The 15,863-nt window shown below is 64.1% G+C and carries 14 protein-coding genes; 10 read left to right on the top strand and 4 right to left on the bottom strand.

The window, feature by feature from the left end:
* Positions 1-96: 96 nt before the first annotated feature.
* Entirely contained in the window at positions 97-336 is a 240-nt protein-coding gene (locus ACZ69Q_RS21375; RefSeq protein WP_471044061.1) for a helix-turn-helix domain-containing protein, read from the bottom strand.
* Positions 337-441: 105 nt separating this feature from the next.
* On the opposite strand from ACZ69Q_RS21375, the gene ACZ69Q_RS21370 reads away from it, so the two are divergent.
* The 5 genes from ACZ69Q_RS21370 (at position 442) to ACZ69Q_RS21350 (ending at position 5,260) form a co-directional block, all read left to right on the top strand.
* Positions 442-2,139, top strand: coding sequence for a DNA methyltransferase (locus tag ACZ69Q_RS21370; protein ID WP_471044058.1), 1,698 nt, complete (start codon positions 442-444; stop codon positions 2,137-2,139).
* Between the two features lie 87 nt (positions 2,140-2,226).
* Positions 2,227-2,853, top strand: coding sequence for a PDDEXK family nuclease (locus ACZ69Q_RS21365; RefSeq protein WP_471044055.1), 627 nt, complete (start codon positions 2,227-2,229; stop codon positions 2,851-2,853).
* 891 nt (positions 2,854-3,744) lie between these two features.
* The gene (locus ACZ69Q_RS21360) at positions 3,745-4,089 is read left to right on the top strand and encodes an ArsR/SmtB family transcription factor (protein WP_471044052.1); all 345 of its coding nucleotides are present in this window, start codon (positions 3,745-3,747) and stop codon (positions 4,087-4,089) included.
* A complete protein-coding gene (locus ACZ69Q_RS21355; RefSeq protein ID WP_471044049.1) occupies positions 4,089-4,595 on the top strand; it encodes an SRPBCC family protein in 507 nt (168 codons plus the stop codon). The genes ACZ69Q_RS21360 and ACZ69Q_RS21355 overlap by 1 nt, the downstream gene beginning before the upstream one ends.
* Positions 4,595-5,260, top strand: a complete 666-nt coding sequence (locus ACZ69Q_RS21350; RefSeq protein ID WP_471044047.1) for a dihydrofolate reductase family protein — start codon at positions 4,595-4,597, stop codon at positions 5,258-5,260. The genes ACZ69Q_RS21355 and ACZ69Q_RS21350 overlap by 1 nt, the downstream gene beginning before the upstream one ends.
* Positions 5,261-5,985: 725 nt before the next feature.
* Here the strand turns inward: ACZ69Q_RS21350 and ACZ69Q_RS21345 are convergent.
* From ACZ69Q_RS21345 to ACZ69Q_RS21335, 3 genes are read right to left on the bottom strand one after another with little or no spacing between them, the layout of a single operon-like run.
* Positions 5,986-6,513 (bottom strand): hypothetical protein, encoded by a 528-nt coding sequence (locus ACZ69Q_RS21345; protein WP_471044044.1) that lies wholly within the window; start codon positions 6,511-6,513, stop codon positions 5,986-5,988.
* A gap of 19 nt (positions 6,514-6,532) precedes the next feature.
* Positions 6,533-7,822 carry a NucA/NucB deoxyribonuclease domain-containing protein gene (locus ACZ69Q_RS21340; protein ID WP_471044041.1) on the bottom strand — a complete coding sequence of 430 codons (1,290 nt, stop codon included), beginning with the start codon at positions 7,820-7,822 and terminating at the stop codon, positions 6,533-6,535.
* A 55-nt stretch (positions 7,823-7,877) separates the two neighbouring features.
* Positions 7,878-9,056 carry a hypothetical protein gene (locus ACZ69Q_RS21335; RefSeq protein ID WP_471044038.1) on the bottom strand — a complete coding sequence of 393 codons (1,179 nt, stop codon included), beginning with the start codon at positions 9,054-9,056 and terminating at the stop codon, positions 7,878-7,880.
* Between the two features lie 662 nt (positions 9,057-9,718).
* On the opposite strand from ACZ69Q_RS21335, the gene ACZ69Q_RS21330 reads away from it, so the two are divergent.
* The 5 genes from ACZ69Q_RS21330 to ACZ69Q_RS21310 all read left to right on the top strand — a co-directional run bounded on the left by ACZ69Q_RS21330 (position 9,719) and on the right by ACZ69Q_RS21310 (position 15,603).
* On the top strand, positions 9,719-10,048 hold the full coding sequence (locus ACZ69Q_RS21330; protein WP_471044035.1) for a trypco2 family protein: 330 nt from the start codon (positions 9,719-9,721) through the stop codon (positions 10,046-10,048).
* A gap of 738 nt (positions 10,049-10,786) precedes the next feature.
* A complete protein-coding gene (locus ACZ69Q_RS21325) occupies positions 10,787-12,178 on the top strand; it encodes a replication initiator (protein WP_471044033.1) in 1,392 nt (463 codons plus the stop codon).
* Positions 12,179-12,189: 11 nt separating this feature from the next.
* Complete coding sequence (locus ACZ69Q_RS21320) at positions 12,190-12,363, top strand: helix-turn-helix transcriptional regulator (RefSeq protein ID WP_471044681.1); 174 nt, start codon at positions 12,190-12,192, stop codon at positions 12,361-12,363.
* Positions 12,360-13,733 (top strand): tyrosine-type recombinase/integrase, encoded by a 1,374-nt coding sequence (locus tag ACZ69Q_RS21315; RefSeq protein ID WP_471044030.1) that lies wholly within the window; start codon positions 12,360-12,362, stop codon positions 13,731-13,733. Before ACZ69Q_RS21320 ends, ACZ69Q_RS21315 begins: the two co-directional genes overlap by 4 nt.
* A gap of 892 nt (positions 13,734-14,625) precedes the next feature.
* Positions 14,626-15,603, top strand: a complete 978-nt coding sequence (locus tag ACZ69Q_RS21310; protein ID WP_471044027.1) for a pentapeptide repeat-containing protein — start codon at positions 14,626-14,628, stop codon at positions 15,601-15,603.
* Positions 15,604-15,863 lie beyond the last annotated feature (260 nt).

Here is a 15,863-nt window from a genome sequence, read left to right as displayed (position 1 = left end):
CCCCATCCGGGTGGTGTACATGTAGTGCTGGCTCCGAGACTCGCGGATACGTGCGCGCGAACGCTGAGCGAGGGCGAGGGAACAGGTCGTGGAGCGTCAAACGCCGTGGAGCAGCGTCGACGTCGCTACCTGGAGGGCTCGGGCTAGGGCCACGATGTTGTCAAGCCCAACGTTGCGCTGTCCGCGCTCAAGGCTTGAGACGTACGTGCGATGGAGGCCCGCCGTGTGAGCAAGCTCCTCCTGAGACATCCCGGCCTGTTCCCGCAATGAGCGAACGCGAGCGCCAAATGCCAGCCTGTGGGCGAGCGCGTCCTGTTGATTACCGTGCGTAGTCATTGCGGCTAAGACACTAGATCAACTAATGCGACAGGGCTACAGACTATGAGTAACGTTCGAAGCGTCCCGGAGGAGCTCTCTGTGGGCAGGAGTGACCCTGCCTACATGGCGCACGCCTACCTGACGAAGGTCCCCGTTCCCGCCATCATTCCCTTCATCGAGGCGTACTCGAAGCCGGGTGATGTGGTGGTGGACCCATTCGCAGGCTCGGGGATGACCGGCGTTGCCGCTGCTATGACGGGCCGCTCTGCGAAACTTTTCGACATCAGCGTTCTCGGCCAGCACATCGGCCGAAACTATGCGAATCTGGTAAATTCTAGCGATTTCGGAAAATTTGCCCACGAGGTTGTAGCGGCTTCAAAGGATGCACTTGGGGATCTATATTCCGTCAAGTGCTCACGCTGTAGTGCGAGTGCAACTCTGGCAAAATCTGTCTGGTCGTTTGTTGTTGAGTGTCGTGGTTGTGAAGCGCCTGTCAACTACTACCGTTCGTTGGAGAAGGCCGGTTGGTCAAAGCCGGCCATGGCCTGTCCGCGCTGCGGGGATCCGGTTTCGAGTAGAAATCGCCGCGTGGGCGAGGAGCGAGTACTCGACTACGTCGTCTGCAACTGCAGTGCAGTGCAGATTGAGCAGGATCCCTGCGAACTATCCGTGACATCGCTAGAGGGGATCAACTTCCCTAGGGTGGAGATCACGCCAGATCGTCAGATGTATAAGGCTTCTGCGCTTGGCAAAAGTGGAATGACGACCATTGGCTCATTCTACTCTGCGCGCAACCTTGCAGTTTTGACCGAGCTCCATAATAAGATCTCCGCCGTGGACGACCGGAAAATCCGCTCCAAGCTGCTGTTTGCTTTCACGGCCTGCTTGACCAGGGCATCGAAGCGATATCAGTGGTCGAAAGCCCGACCGCTGAATGCCGCGAACGCAAACTACTACGTTGCATCCGTATTCTACGAGTGGAACGTCTACGATCTATTTACCCGCAAGGTTTCTGCAGTCTTGAAGTCTGACGACTGGGTAAGGGCTGCCAGAAGGGTTTCCGTAGGGTCCGAAGCTGCAGATTCTCCTGATGTTGCTTACGAAATCAGTAGCGCAGACAAAATTCCGCTTGCCACTGGAAGCGTTGACTACGTTTTCACTGATCCGCCGTTTGGATCCAACCTCTTCTATGCAGACATGGCGTTGTTCCAAGAGGCTTGGCTTGATGGATTCAGCGATGTGAGCCGTGAGGCTGTGGTCGATCGCAAGGGTACGAAGGGCGAGCGGACCGCGGATCGCTACGAACGCTTGCTTACGGCAGCACTTTCCGAGTGCCTCAGGGTGCTGCGTCCGAACGGCAAGATCAGTATGGTTTTCGGAAACTCATCCGGTGAAGTATGGGAGCTGGTTCAGAGGTCCATTCGGGCTGCTGGGCTACGTATCATTCCGGAAGCCTTGGTTGTCCTCAATAAGGGCCAGCGATCAGTCAAGGGTCTCGCCTCCGGATTCGAGCATGTCGCCACGCTCGACCTCATCATCACGATGGAAGCTGCTGATTCCGCACAACAGGCGCGTCCTCTGCGACACGTGGATGCAGACACGGTCAGCCATAAAATCCGTGAGCTTGCTGCAGCGGACCCTGCGACACCGAGTCACCTCTATCTCGAGTTGCTGCGCGCTGGGATTAGTGAAGGCTGGCATCTCGAAGAAATCGATCTCAGGGTGGTAACCGCGGCACTCGTCGAAGACGGGTGGACCGTTGACTCAAAGTCCGGACGGCTGCACCGCGGTCCCGCGGAAGAAGTCGAACTGCTTTTTTAGTTTTCGCAGACCTGCGCTGACTTCAGAATCCGGACGTTACTCATAGTCTGTAGACGCCGCAGGGGTGTTCACGAGATCGTCGCCGTTGTGACTATTGATGGGTACGAGGCTGAGGCCGTCCTGCAGCCGCAGGGTGATATTACCGAAATTGTAAGAATCGGTAATGCCCTGCAAGAGCTTGCGAGTGTTCGACGTATTCATAACGTCTTTGATGACGGCGGATACAAGGAGCTCATGCTCCTTTCACTCTTCAATCTCACCAAGGGCGGGGATCGCACCGGCAATGATGCGGTTGACGACCAGGGTCGCGAATACGAGATCAAGACCGTAGCTCGTGTAAGCGCCAAGGGCGAGCGCAAGTCGTACCTGAATGTGACCACTGAGCATACTCTCACGCTTGAGAACGTGGAGCGCTACAGGCAGGTACACCTTTGGATCGTGGCGGTCTTCGATCAATCCAACCCTGAAGTAATCTACGAGATTTCTCCGGTGCACCTGGAGCGCTACTTCTCTCTTTGGGAAAACAAGTTGAGGAGTCAGGAGTCCCTTCGCCGGGAAGGCGGGGCGCCGGTTCACCTGAATAATCCGAAAATTCCGCTGAGTTTTATTGCAAGACATGGCGTAGTGGTTTGGGACGCGCGGAAATCGGAGCAAATGCAATTGCCTGCTCAGGTGAGGCAAGGTCTCTTGCAGGCGGATGAATTTCTTGGCTAGGTCTCGGTCCGCCCTGCCCCTACCTCGATTGAGCCAGTGCGGCCAGGCTACGGCCGGCCGCTGGCCCTGATGGCCGGTGGAATGACCTTGGCCAGGAGCGGCTTTGGCGCGAGCGATCATGGCCTCGCAAGCTTTCGGTGTGCCGGGCAGTCTGCGGATCTGCCCGATAAAGCACGAAGTTGGGTCTGCGATCTTTCGAGTCTCGCGCCAAAGTGGCCGGCTGAAGTCGTGGAGCCAACGGCACCAGCCGCAGCGGGTTCTTACCTTCTGGTAGCCACGCCCGCCATCCATCCGAGCCGGTGGCATGCGGGCCAGAGTGGCCGTTGATGCGCATGAACCAGTAGAGAAGTTTCAACTCAGTCGTTCGTTTGGGGCTTGAAGTCGTATGCGCGGGCCGGAAGTTCGACGCCCTCCCGGTGGGCAAGCGTTAGGAAGAGGACCGGCCATACGGTCCAAGTGAGGCGTGTGCCGGCCTGGTGCACGCCGACTGAGCAGGATGGTGCGCAGTGCGACGGCTAGACCTGCAGCGGCTGGACGACTCGCCGTCCTGGACCTAGCTGGGTGGCCGTCACGTCCATCGCAGGTCTATCGCGAACAGCGCGAGGCAACGGAAAAGAGCGGGATCCGGTGAGACTGGTTCCCGCTCTCTCGTTTCGGCATCCGCGCTGGTCAGGTACGAAGTTCGTAGGTGACCAGGCGAGTGCCCCGGCAGGATTCGAACCTGCGCACACGACTCCGGAGCACCATCAGGGTTTGGCTTGCGCGGCTCCTGCGTCCATTTGACAGCTCGGCGTTGCGGGCCGCGGACGCCGCCGGCCAGTCGTCATCCGACAGGACCCGCCTGATTCCTCACAGCTTGACGCATGCCGATATGGGCATACGATGGCTGCCATGGCACGAGCAGCGACGACGTCGGACGTCTTCAACGCGATCGCCGAGCCGCAGCGCCGGGAGATCCTGCTGCTGCTTCGGGCGGGCGAGCGGCCGGTGACCGAGTTGGCCCGGGAGTTGGGGATGACCCAGCCGCGCGCGTCCAAACACCTACGGGTGCTCCGGGAAGTCGGCCTGGTGCGCGACCGCAAGGCAGGCAAGCAGCGTATGTACGGCCTTGACGCCCGCGGGCTGCGACCGGTCCACGAATGGACCGGTGGGTTCGAGCGGTTCTGGAACGAAAGCTTCGACCAACTGGACGCGTACGTGCAGGACCTCAAGCAGGCAAGGCAGGAGGAGAGCTGATGAGCGCGACGGGACAAGGAGGGCCGGCGCCGTCCGCGACGGCCGACCGCGAGATCGTCATCTCCCGGGTCATCGACGCCCCACGGGAGCTGGTGTTCGAGGCATTTACAGAGGTGCGGCACCTGTCCCGGTGGTGGGGCCCGGAGGGGTTCACCACCACCACGCGGTCCTTCGATTTCCGTGTCGGCGGGGCGTGGGACTTCGTGATGCACGGACCGGACAGAACGGACTACCAGGAGTGGATCTCCTGGACCGAGATCGTCCCGCCGGAGCGGATCGCGCTGCTCCACGGTGAGTCCCGGGACGACCCGAACGCCTTCGAGTCGGTCCTGACGTTCGAGCCCGACGGTGCGGCGACCCGGATCGAGATGCGAACGGTGTTCCCCACCAAGGAGTTGCGCGACGAGGCGATCGAGAAGTACCACGCGATCGAGGGCGGCCGGCAGACCCTGAGCAACCTGGCGGCCTACGTCACCGACCTCAGGCGGAAGGGGGCGGAGGGCTGATGGCCGGGAAGGTGTTCTTCAGCGTGACGATGTCGCTGGACGGCTTCATCGCGCCCGAGTCCGTGCCCATTGACGACTTCTTGGCGCCCGATAAGCAGGACGACCCGGCCGTCCAGCGCTGGATGGCGCAGTGGGCGGAGCTGCAGCAGTGGCTGTTCCCGCTGCGGTTCATCCGGGAGAACCTGAAGCTGGGCGAGGGCGGCGAGGAGGGCCGCGACAACGACATCGCGCGGGAGACGTTCGAGCGCACCGGTGCGAGCGTGATGGGCAAGCGCATGTTCGACGCCGGCGAGCAGGCGTGGCCGGAGGAGGCGCCGTTCCATACGCCGGTGTTCGTCGTGACGCACACCAAGCGTGACCCGTGGGAGCGGCCCGGCGGCACGACCTTCAACTTCGTCAACGACGGCATCGAGGCCGCGCTCGACCAGGCCCGCGAGGCCGCCGGCGACCGGGACATCCGCATCGCGGGCGGCGGCGCGACGATCCTGCAGTACCTGAACGCCGGCCTGATCGACGAGTTCTCGATCGCGCTCTCACCCGTGCTGTTCGGCTCCGGGATCCGCCTGTTCGAGGGCGTGGACGCGGGCCGCGTGGCTCTGGAACAGGTCCGCGCGGAGCCCTCCCCGAGGGTGACGCACCTGACTTACGCCGTGCGCCCACGGTAGCCACGCCACCACTCCACCCAGGAACCCGAGCGCTCAGTTGGCCGGTGGACTCCTTAAGGGCCCGGCTCCCGCCCAACCCGAACTGTCTCCACCAAGGTGATCATGCATTGCACACGGCCCCGACAGCGATGCTCGGAAGCCAAGGCGCCGACTAGTCCAAAGCCTCCGGCGACTTGGGCCGCCCACCCGTCGTTCGTCGCATCGCCCTCATCGTGGTCGGGTGCGGCTTCGTGCCACGCCGTACGGCTGACGAGTGTGTCGCGTGTGTCGCAGATGGTGCGCGAGCTGTGGGAGACAACGAGAGAGGGCGGGAGTCAGTGAGACTGACTCCCGCCCTCTTCTGTCGGCATCCACCCAGGTCAAATGCTAGTTTCAGCTTGAGACCGGGCGAGTGCCCCCGGCGGGGGACCCAGAACATGGGAACGAGGGAAGCCGCCGGTCGGGGTGGGCAGCTGGTGCTCCAGACGGTCGTCCAGTTGAAGCGGTAGGACGGCGTCGCTTGGCCGCAGGTTCGAGTCCTGGGCAGGAGCCACAAAACATGGCTGGTCGTGCGCACGGCGCTGACCTGAGCATTTGCGCCACCGTGGCGGTTGAGGGGCGAGCGCGGCTGGTGCCGCTACCGCCGGGAGTGGTCCGCGCGGCTGCGGAACCCCCGCCCATGACGGAGAAGTCGCCGGACCGGGCTGATGCCCTTGGTGACCGACGGGCTGTCGGCAGGCCCCCTCTTACAGGTCTTCGTCGTCGATGGGTTCGGGTTCGCGAGTGTAGGCCAGGTCGAGGACGTAGCGTTCGGTGACGGGGCAATTGTTCCAGGCTTCGGTGAGCTGGTCTTCGGGGGAGTCATCGGTGAGCTGGTCGAGGGTGGTGTTGTAGTAGTCGGCTGCTGCTTGGCGGCCTTGCCACCAGGCGTGGCCTTCGTAGATGCCGGGGCGGGGCAGGGTGATCTCGCCGGCGGGTCCGCGGTCGAGTTGGCCGATGACCAGGATGCCTGTCTCGGATTCGAGGCTGACGTCGGTGTGGCCTTCGGCCTCGGCGGGTGGTGCGGGTGGGGTGTCCCAGATGCGGATCGTCATCTGGACTTTCATGTCTGGTTGCAGGCTGAGGAGGTACAGGTGGTAGCCGTTGCCGGCCACCACCTGTGTCTCTGCGGCGTCCAGGGCTGCTTCGTCGCCGAGGTAGGCGTCAGCGTCGTAGACCTCCAGCACGCGGCGGCCAGGGGTGGCGGTGACGTTGTGTTCGGCGAGAAGCGCCATGGCCGGTGGTGCCTTCCTGCTAGTTGGTGATCTTCACGTAGAAGGGGTCGTCGTTCAGGACGCGGTTGAGGGTGTACGTCTCGTTGAGGCGCTCTCCGCCCTTGCGGTTGTCCTTACCGTCGATCAGCCGGACGGAGAAGCGGTTGTCGCCCTTGGTGGACCCTTCCTTGGTGGAGGCGAAGGGGTACTCGTCGCACTCCAGGCCGCTGCCGGCGTAGTCGCCCCAGACCTTCTTGCATTCCTTGATGGACTTCTTGCGATTGTCTTCGATCTTCTTCGGATCGACGACTCGGTGAAGGGGTTCCTTCGATCCCGGGACGCTCTTGCCGGGCCAGGAGGGGAAGGTGCGCTCGGGGCGGTTCAGGGCGTCGTAGATGTGCACGGCGCTTTCGTTGACCGCGGGGTCCTTCTGGCTCATCGCGAGTTCCACACGGGCCTTGGTGAAGACGGTGCCCTTGTGCTTGCCCGCGACCGGTCCGGCGTAGTCGTAGCGGACGCTTGAGTTGTAGACGTTGCTTCCCTCGTTGAAGGGGGCGGAGTTGGGGGAGCTGGCGCTCAGGTCCATCGCGACGGTCGAGAAGACGCGCTGCTGGTTGCCCTGGTCGAACAAGGCGCCCTTGTCCGGGGAGGTGTAGGTGAGGCTCCAGTGGGGATTGGTGTCCCACACGCCGAGCAGTTCGTCACGGTTCACGGTCTGCGGCGCGGTCACCTGAGGGTCTGGATCGCTGCTGGAGGCGTTGACGCTGTGGTGGAAGTGCTGTCCGATCCGCCACTTGGTGGCGTCCTCGGTGGGTATCGGCTGGACCCATATGTTCTCGATACTGGCGACGTAGTCGACGCGACGGCTGCCGTCGTAGGCGAAGCCGAGGACCCATTGGTCGAACTTGAGGCGGCCGAGCGTGGTCGTGCCCCTGACGTCTCGCAGGACCAGATCGAAGGGACGCTTCTGGCAGCTTTCGAAGCGGGACTTGAGCCAGCCGGTGGCGGTTTTGGCCTGCGCCGCGTGGTTGGCGCACTGCTGGCGCAGATCCTGTTGGTCGCCGGGAGCCGGGTCGGCCGCTGCCCGCGGCGCCGCAGACTTCGAGCCGTGGGATCGGGTGTATTCGGCGTATGGGATGGGCTGGTCGAGGCCGCGCAGTTCGTCGGCGGGGAGAGATGCGGCGTCGACGAACACCGTGCCCTCGGGGGCCGGATCGTTCGTGGTGGAGGTGGCGTGGGTGGCGGTGGTGGTGGCCGCGGTGAGCAGTGTCAGGGCCGCCGTGGTGGCGGTGGCGCGGGCGAGACGTATGAGTGCGGTGCGTATGTTCACCAGTGGACTCCTTGCGGGCGTGCGGAAGCGGTGGGGTATCTGCGGCACGTGGTGATCACGAGGCATCGCAGAGGTCGCCCCAGCACGCCTCCAGCAGTGCGCCGGTGTGTGCCGAGTAGCGGGCGGTGAACCCGTCGAAGCGCCGGTCGCTGCGCTGCAGTCCGGGGGTGGAGCTGGTGGAGGTCACCGTCCAGGCGGCGTCGCCGCTGCTGCTGTCGGCCGCGTTCGGGTGAGCCTTGAGCACAGCGGGTGACGCGGGCGGCTCGACGGCGAGGGCGTCATCGGGGACGTCGAAGGAGGCCGCGGCCCGGGCGCGGATGTCGGCGGTCGACACGTCCGCGTCGGCTGCCGGTTCTTCCGAGGGCCCACCGGACGGCAGGGCGGCGGCGTTGCAGACCCGTACGGTGGCCACGCACTCCGACAGGCCGGGCACGGTGGCCAGGCAGTTGTCGGGATCGTTCTCCAGGCACGCTTGCAGAGCCTGCTGGTCCACGCCGTTGAACGTGGCGGGCAGGCTGGCCGCGGCGGCGTCCCGGCTGGGCGTCAGGGCAGCCGGGGAGGCCACGGTAGCGGCGGCCTGCCGGCGCGGCTTGCTCACGGTCCACTGGGTGAACTTGCTGTTGTCGGTCAGCTTGGTGGTGAAGCAGTTCGGTGGCTTGTGGCTCGTGCTGCAGACGGGGAGCGTGACGGACTTGGCCACGTTGGCCGTCGCGACCTGCTGCCACACCTTGTTACCGGTCATGAACTGCATGCGGTTCGCGATCGAGGGGATGTTGATGTACTTCGGCCCCATCACCTCGAGGCCGACGTCGATGCGGTTGGTGTTGCCGCCCAGTACCTTGAGCTGTTTGGTGGTGGAGCCAACCTTGTTGAAGTCGTAGAGCACGTCCCACTGGTTGCCGCTGTCCTGGCGGACGGTCATGTAGGTGTGGTTGCGTTTGTCCGGCTTGGTCGGGTTGACGCCGGCCTTGATGGCTGTCGTGCGACCGCCGCTGGTGGTCAGCTCCGACCAGCGAGGGCCGTAGGTGTGGGTGGTCTTCCCCGTCTTCTCCGCGTACAGGCCGATCTCGATGTTGGGAGCCAGCGGACTGCTCGACGTGTTCGGGCTGACGCGCAGGTAGTTGGCCACCTGTACGGTCGCTGACCCGGTGTCGACCTGATCGAAGGTGATCGGTATGTTGCGCCAGGTGGCGAAGCCGCCGATCATCGGCTCGCCGGGCTGGCTGCACGTCATCGCCCAGAAGGTGATGCGGGCGTTGTAGAGGCCGGAGCAGGCTTCGTTGGGCGCGGCGGCACTCGCTGACGGGGCGGTGCCGAGAACGGTGAGTGCAGTGACCCCGGCGCATACCGAGGCCAAGAATCTCGCGCGCGAACGCGACAAAGTTCCCCCTAGGAACGATCAAGAATGGTCACAGGGGAACCTACAGTCACACCTTTCCCGGTCTGTCTGTTAATGAGATGAGTTGACTCGATCTCGACGCGTGATTCGTGTCACGCAGTTACAGCAAACGCACAGGACTCCGGACGGACTCCGGTCTCCATGTGCTCTTTCGTGGTGATCCCTTCTCGGTTCCCGGAGCGGTTGACTGCTCCGGCTCGTGCCTTGCTGAGCGCGGGTGGGGGTCGTCCCGTCGCCCTGAGTGGCTGTGACGTCGTCAATCGGCCCCAGCATGACGGCCCGAACTGGACCCCATTTGTGAAGATCAACGACGGTACGAAGCATCCCACCGCGAGCCACAGCACGAGTCCGGTGGGGCCAGTTGAATCCGACCTCCACAGGCGGGGCCATCTCAAGCTGTCACGATTGGGCCGCTCAACAGCGCCACGACCATCCCCTGCCGTTATCCCGCCGGAGACTGCAGGCCCAGGGGATCTGCTGCAGCAGGAAGGTCAATCATGGAGATCGAGCTGGCAAAGACGGTTGCCGCCGTGCTCGACGAGTTGCTGGAGGCGGCGGCACAAGGAGTCGGCAAGGACGTGCAGTTCAAGGTCGGCGAGGTGGAACTCGAGTTCGCCGTCGAGCTCAAGAAGGACGTGAAGGCCAAGGCTGGCTTCAAGGCGTGGGTGGTGACGGCGGGCACCGAGCTCGATGCGGCCAAGGCCGACACTCACCGGGTCAAGATCTCGCTGACACCGCAGAATCCCGACGGCGGCGACCTGTTCGTCCATGGGAGCGCGGACCGGGAGGAAGGTCCCGGGTACCTGAGCGGCTACATCCCCGACTAGGCAACAGCGCGAAGGGGAATCGAGAGTGGAGCAGTCGCGGGTAGTCGGGCTGAACGGCCTGGGAGGGAAGCCGGGTTCCGGCTACGTGGTCGCGCCCCATCTGGTGCTCGCCAGCGCGCAAGTCTGCCCCGAGCCCGGCAACCAGGTGACGGTCTTCCAGCATGGCCGCCCGTCGTGCACGGCTCGCGTTGTGTGGCGAGGTACCCCCGAGGGCCGCGACGACGCGGCCCTAGTGCTGGTGGACGACCCTTCCTGGATCCCCTCGTGCTCTTCGTCCGGTACGCGATGGGGGCGCCTGGCCAGCAGTTCGCCGGGCACCCCCTGCGAGACGTGGGGTCTGCCGGACGTGGTGCAGCAGAAGGGCGGGCCGAACGACTACCTCCACCAGGCACCCTCAATTTCGGCGACCGGTCCATCGGCAACCGCTATGTGATGAACGTCGACGGCTATCCGCCTGCTCCCCACGCGGACGGGTCCTCCCCCTGGGGCGGTCTGTCGGGCGGCGCCCTGTGCAGCGGCGATCTGCTAATGGGTGTCATCGCCGCGGATCCCCGAGGCGTGCACACGGCGCCCTCGAAGCGGTGCCCGCCTACCTGCTCTACTGGCCTCTCCCGCGCGCCTCTTGCACGCACAGCGCCAGATCGTGCCTTTGCGCGGACGTGAACACTTCATCGGCTGGCTGGTGGCCTGGGCGGAACAGCCCGGCTTCGGCGCCTATCTCGTCCACGGTCCGGGCGGGTGCAGGGGAAGACCCGACTGGCCCAGCACGTGGCGGACCGGTTGGGAGCGGGGCAGTACACCGTGCTGTGGTTACGGCCCGATGTGCCGCCGGTAGACCTAGGAGAGCTGGCCGGTACCGCACGGCCGGTACTGGTCGTCGTCGACTACGCGGAGATCCGCGGTCCACAGGTTCTGTCCCTGATCGAGGCTGCGTTACGACGCGGCAGTAGCGGTAGCACGGCGTTCAAGATCCTCCTCCTGGCACGCACGGCCGGCGACTGGTGGACCGCGCTCCAGAGCGGCACGCATGACACTGCGTGGAGGACGTCCTGGATGCCACGCCCGTTGCCGCGCTTGAGGTCCTGGAGCCCGAGGTCGGCAGCTCCCGGCTGTCGGCGTACCGGGAGGCGGTCGACAGCTTCGTCCGCAACCTGCCCCGGGTCTCGGGCTGGGACCACCACGACTGGCACCGCCCACCGCGACGACGACCCGGCACTCGGCACACCGCTCGATCCCGCTTCGTACGACTACGCCGGGGCAGTCCTGTTCAACAACCACGCCGGCGAGCTGTGGCACCGCTTCGTCAACCGGCTGCGCCGCGAGATCGCCGCCCAGGTCGGCATCACACAAAAGGCGTTCAAAGAGGTCGCCCGGCTGTCGTACGGCAAGGTCGCTGAGTTCCAAGAGCGCGGCGCCGTCCACTTCCACGCTGTGATCCGCCTCGACGGACCCGACGGCCCCGACACCGCACCACCCGCATGGGCAACCACCGAACTACTCACCCGCGCCATCCGCGCTGCCGCCGCCCACCCCTACGTCACTGCCGAAGCCCCTCCGCGTGCACCCGCTGGCTTCGCCCGCGGGTGGAAGCTGCGCTGGGGCCGAAAGCTCGACGTCCGGCCGATCAAGGCGTTCGGCGACGGCTCCGAGATCACCGAACAGGCCGTGGCCTCCTACGTCGCCAAGTACGCCACCAAAGCCGCCGAGAACACCGGCACAGTCGACCGGCGCATCGGCAACCGCGAAGCCGCCATACTCCTCGGCCTGCCCGACCACCCCCGCCGCCTCATCGAAGCCTGCTTCGACCTCGATCCGTTCTACCCGGATCGGAGGCTGACCGCGTGGGCGCACATGCTCGGCTTCCGTGGTCACTTCAGCTCCAAGTCCCGCCGCTACTCCACCACCCTTGGCGTCCTGCGGCAGATACGCGCCGACTACCGCGCGGCCCAGGAACGCCAAGCCCTCGGCCTCGACGGCCTCGAGCCGGACACCGTGCTCGTCCTCGCTTCCTGGCAGTACGCCGGCCACGGCCACACCCCCGGCGAATCCGCCCTCGCCGCCACGATCGCCCGCGACCTCCAACTCAACCGCGAAACAGCCCGCGAAGCCATCGAGGGAGAACTGACGTGAAAGACGAGTTGATGACAGTCGACGAGATCCGCGTTGAGCTTAAGGGCATCTCACGCCGTACGTTCTACCGCTGGCGCGAACTTGGGCAGGCTCCGCGGGCTTTCAAGCTGCCCAATGGCGAACTGAGGGTGTGGCGGAGCGACTTCACAGCTTGGCTGAACAGTCGGGAAAGGGCGACGGCATGAAGTCGCTCGACGTGAAGGTCTGGGGCGTACGGAAGAGGAACACCAAGAAATCGTCCTATGACGTCAGGTGGATTGTCGCCGGGAACGTGTTCTCCGAGCAGTTCCGCACCAAGGGACTAGCCGACAACTACCGTTCCAAGCTGCTCCGCGCCATGCGTGACGGCGAGGACTTTGACACAGTGACCGGGCTTCCGGATTCGATGGTCGAAAAGGCGCCCTCGATGACTTGGTACGCCTTCGCGTTGAAGTACCTCGCCATGAAGTGGCCGCATGCTGCGCCGAACACACGCGACGGGATCAACGAGTCGCTGACCGCCGTGACCGTGGCCCTCCTCGACGACCGTCCGGGACGGCCGGCTGACGAACCGCTGAGGAAGGCTCTCCGAACCTGGGCCTTCGTCCTGCCCGGTCCTGACGACCGCGAGTTGCCGACAGAGATCGCGAACACGCTGCACTGGGTGGCCAAGGCTTCGCGTCCGCTCTCGGACCTCGGCGACGCAGCGATCGGCAGAGCCGTGCTGGACTCGTTGAAGCTGAAACTCGACGGGACGGCGGCTGCTGCGGAAACCGTACGACGCAAGCGGCGGACGCTCGTCAACGCGATGCACTACGCGGTGGACCTCGGCGAATTCAAAGACAATCCGATCACCTCGCTTCGCTGGAAGAAGCCGAAGGTTGTCAAGGAAGTTGATCCCCGCGTGGTCGCCAATCCCGAACAGGCTCGGGCCATGCTGGCCGCAGTCTCTTACATCGGCGGCTATGGCCGGGCGCGTGGTCGTCGACTTGTCGGCCTCTTTGCCTGCATGTACTACGGCGCGTTCCGTCCGGCCGAAGCTGTCGGTCTCAAAGAAGCAGACCTGAAGCTGCCGGAAAGTGGCTGGGGAACGGCACTGCTGCATAGCACTCGTCCGAGCGTCGGCAAGCGGTGGACCGACTCAGGCGAAACGCACGACGATCGCGGCCTCAAGAACCGGCCCGTGGAAGAGGTCCGGCCGGTGCCTATCCCGCCCCATCTCGTTGCCATCCTGCGGGATCACATCGACACATTCGGCGTAGCAGATGACGGGCGCCTGTTCACCAACGAGCGTGGGGGAGTGGTCGGCTCCTCGACGTACTTCCGGGTCTGGCAGGAAGCTCGCGCGCTGGCGCTCCCGCCGGCCGTGGTGGCCTCACCGCTTGCCGCCCGCCCGTACGACCTTCGGCACTCGGCGCTGTCGACCTGGCTCAACTCCGGCGTCGACGCGACCGAGGTAGCCGAGCGCGCGGGCAACAGCGTTGAGGTCCTGCTGAGCCGCTACGCCAAGTGCATCGACGGTCGGCAGGAGATCGCCAACCGCAAGATCGAAGAGCTGCTGCGCGAGTACGAGTGATCCCCCACGCGCCGCGCTACGCTCAAGGCCCCTGGACTTGTCCAGGGGCCTTCGCCGTTCCCGGCACTGACCAGGGACGATGCCTCAAGATCGTGTCCACAAATAGTCCACGGACCCCGACATACGGCCGCTCAGGGCGGCATACGGCTGCACATACGCGAAGACCCCGTCCTCAGCTAAAGCGCTGATGGCGGGGTCTTTGGGCACCTCATACAGGGTGCCCCCGGCAGGATTCGAACCTGCGCACACGGCTCCGGAGCACAATCAGATTCTGCCTTGCGAATGGCCCCTGAACAGCAGGTTCCTTGATCGCGGGGGGTGTTCAGTGCTCTCCTGTATCGCAGATGGTGCGTATCAGGGGGGAGCGGGTCCCTAGACCTCGCTCGGGCTATTGCCCCACGGTGTTCGGTCACGTGCTCTGCTCCGTGGCTCTATCCAGATCTTGTGAACCGTCATTCCAGCTGTTACGGGGCCAGAACTGAAGGGCGCTATCGGACGTCCACGTGGCTCGGGAGCCGCCTCCTGCTCTTCTCGTCTGCGTTGGATTCGCCGGCCCACCCGAGCTCTTAGGAGTCGCAGTTCGGTCGATGACCGGGCGCTCCGGACACGGCACCCTGAGGTGTCCCGGCCGCTTATGCAGGTGAGAGGCGTACCTGGACAGTCGGCGTACGGCTGCAACCCTTGTGACCTGCGGCGGAGCTACACAAAGGGCGCGCGGGAAACGATGCGCGTCGTGCGTGAGGCGCACGCTCCCACGCCACTGTCCTGGGCGCCAGAGCTCGCGTAACTCATGACGCCGGTACGTAGTTCCACTGATGTGACTACAGGCCCTCGCCGTCTCCCCGCACATGTCCGCTCCGCTCGACTGCGGCTTCCCCGGCAACGTGGTGCTGTGCGTGGGGAGCCCGATGCGCAACGTGCCGCCGCCGGGCCACCCCCAGAGCGAAGCTGGCATCTTCACATCAACGCCGTCGGCACTGCCCTCACGGCGCTGACTGCGACAGCAGCGCTACTTTTTACAGGAATCTCGTCAATGCAGGCACAGGATGAGATCAAAAACCGAGTGCAAGAATTGAAGATTACTCGGGATGGCCAAATTGCTGACAGGTTTACCGCAGGCATTGAACAGCTTGGTGATGAATCAGATGATGTGCGCCTCGGGGGAATCTACTCCCTCCAACGCATGATGCGTGACTCAGGGAAAGACCAACCAGCCGTTGTAGATATCCTCTCGGCGTACGTGAGGACGCATGCGCATTCCACGGATAAGAAACCTCCGAAGGGTAACCGGCCAGTGGATGTCGATGTATTAGCCGCGGTGAATGTACTAGGTAGCCGGAACTCCAAGCAGGATGGGGGGAGTGTGATTGATTGGTCGCATTCCTATCTCAGGGGAGCCAGCTTGCCTGGAGCGGAACTTCGAGGAGCGGATCTCGCCTATGTGGATCTCGTCGCGGCGAGGTTGGAAGGAGTGGATCTTCGTGAGTCCAGCCTCTCCGGGGCGGATTTTGCGGGAGCGCTCCTTCAGGGAGCGAACTTTTCGGGGGCGCAGATCGACGCAGCGAATTTTGGTGAAGAGGATGTCGGCGATGGTGTTTGGGTCGGAGCGGATCTAACGAAGGCTGATCTCTCAGACGCCGATCTTACAATGTCTTCCTTTTTTGGGGCGCAACTCAAAGGGGCTAATCTGGCCGGAGCTTGCCTTTACCTGACGGACCTTACCGAGACTGAAGGGTTGACTGTGGAGCAGATCACCCAAGCGCGTGTCTGTATGGGCACAAAACTCCCACAGCGCCTCGCGAAAAATTCAAAGATTCAAAAACGGGTGCGGGAAGGTGGGTCCTGGTCCACTCCAATGTGTGCATGTTGATTTCGAGAGAGCGGTAGATCAGAAGTCGCCTCCGGCTCCCACGCCCATTGAGAGGTCGGCTTCGCCGACGGGCTGTAACACCCCGGGGTGTTACAGCCCGTCTGTGACCGGACAGCCCGGACACCGGTACTTTGAGCTGTCCGGGCTGTTTGTGCAGGTGAGAGGCGTGACCGGACAGCTGGACAGTTGGGACACTGTGCGCCGTGCCTGGCTGTGGCCGACGGGCTATGCCTTAGCGGGGCCGTCTGGGGGAGGACCCC

The organism is Streptomyces sp. NPDC036764, assembly GCF_055609385.1.
This window is presented reverse-complemented; position numbering and strand designations above follow the sequence as displayed.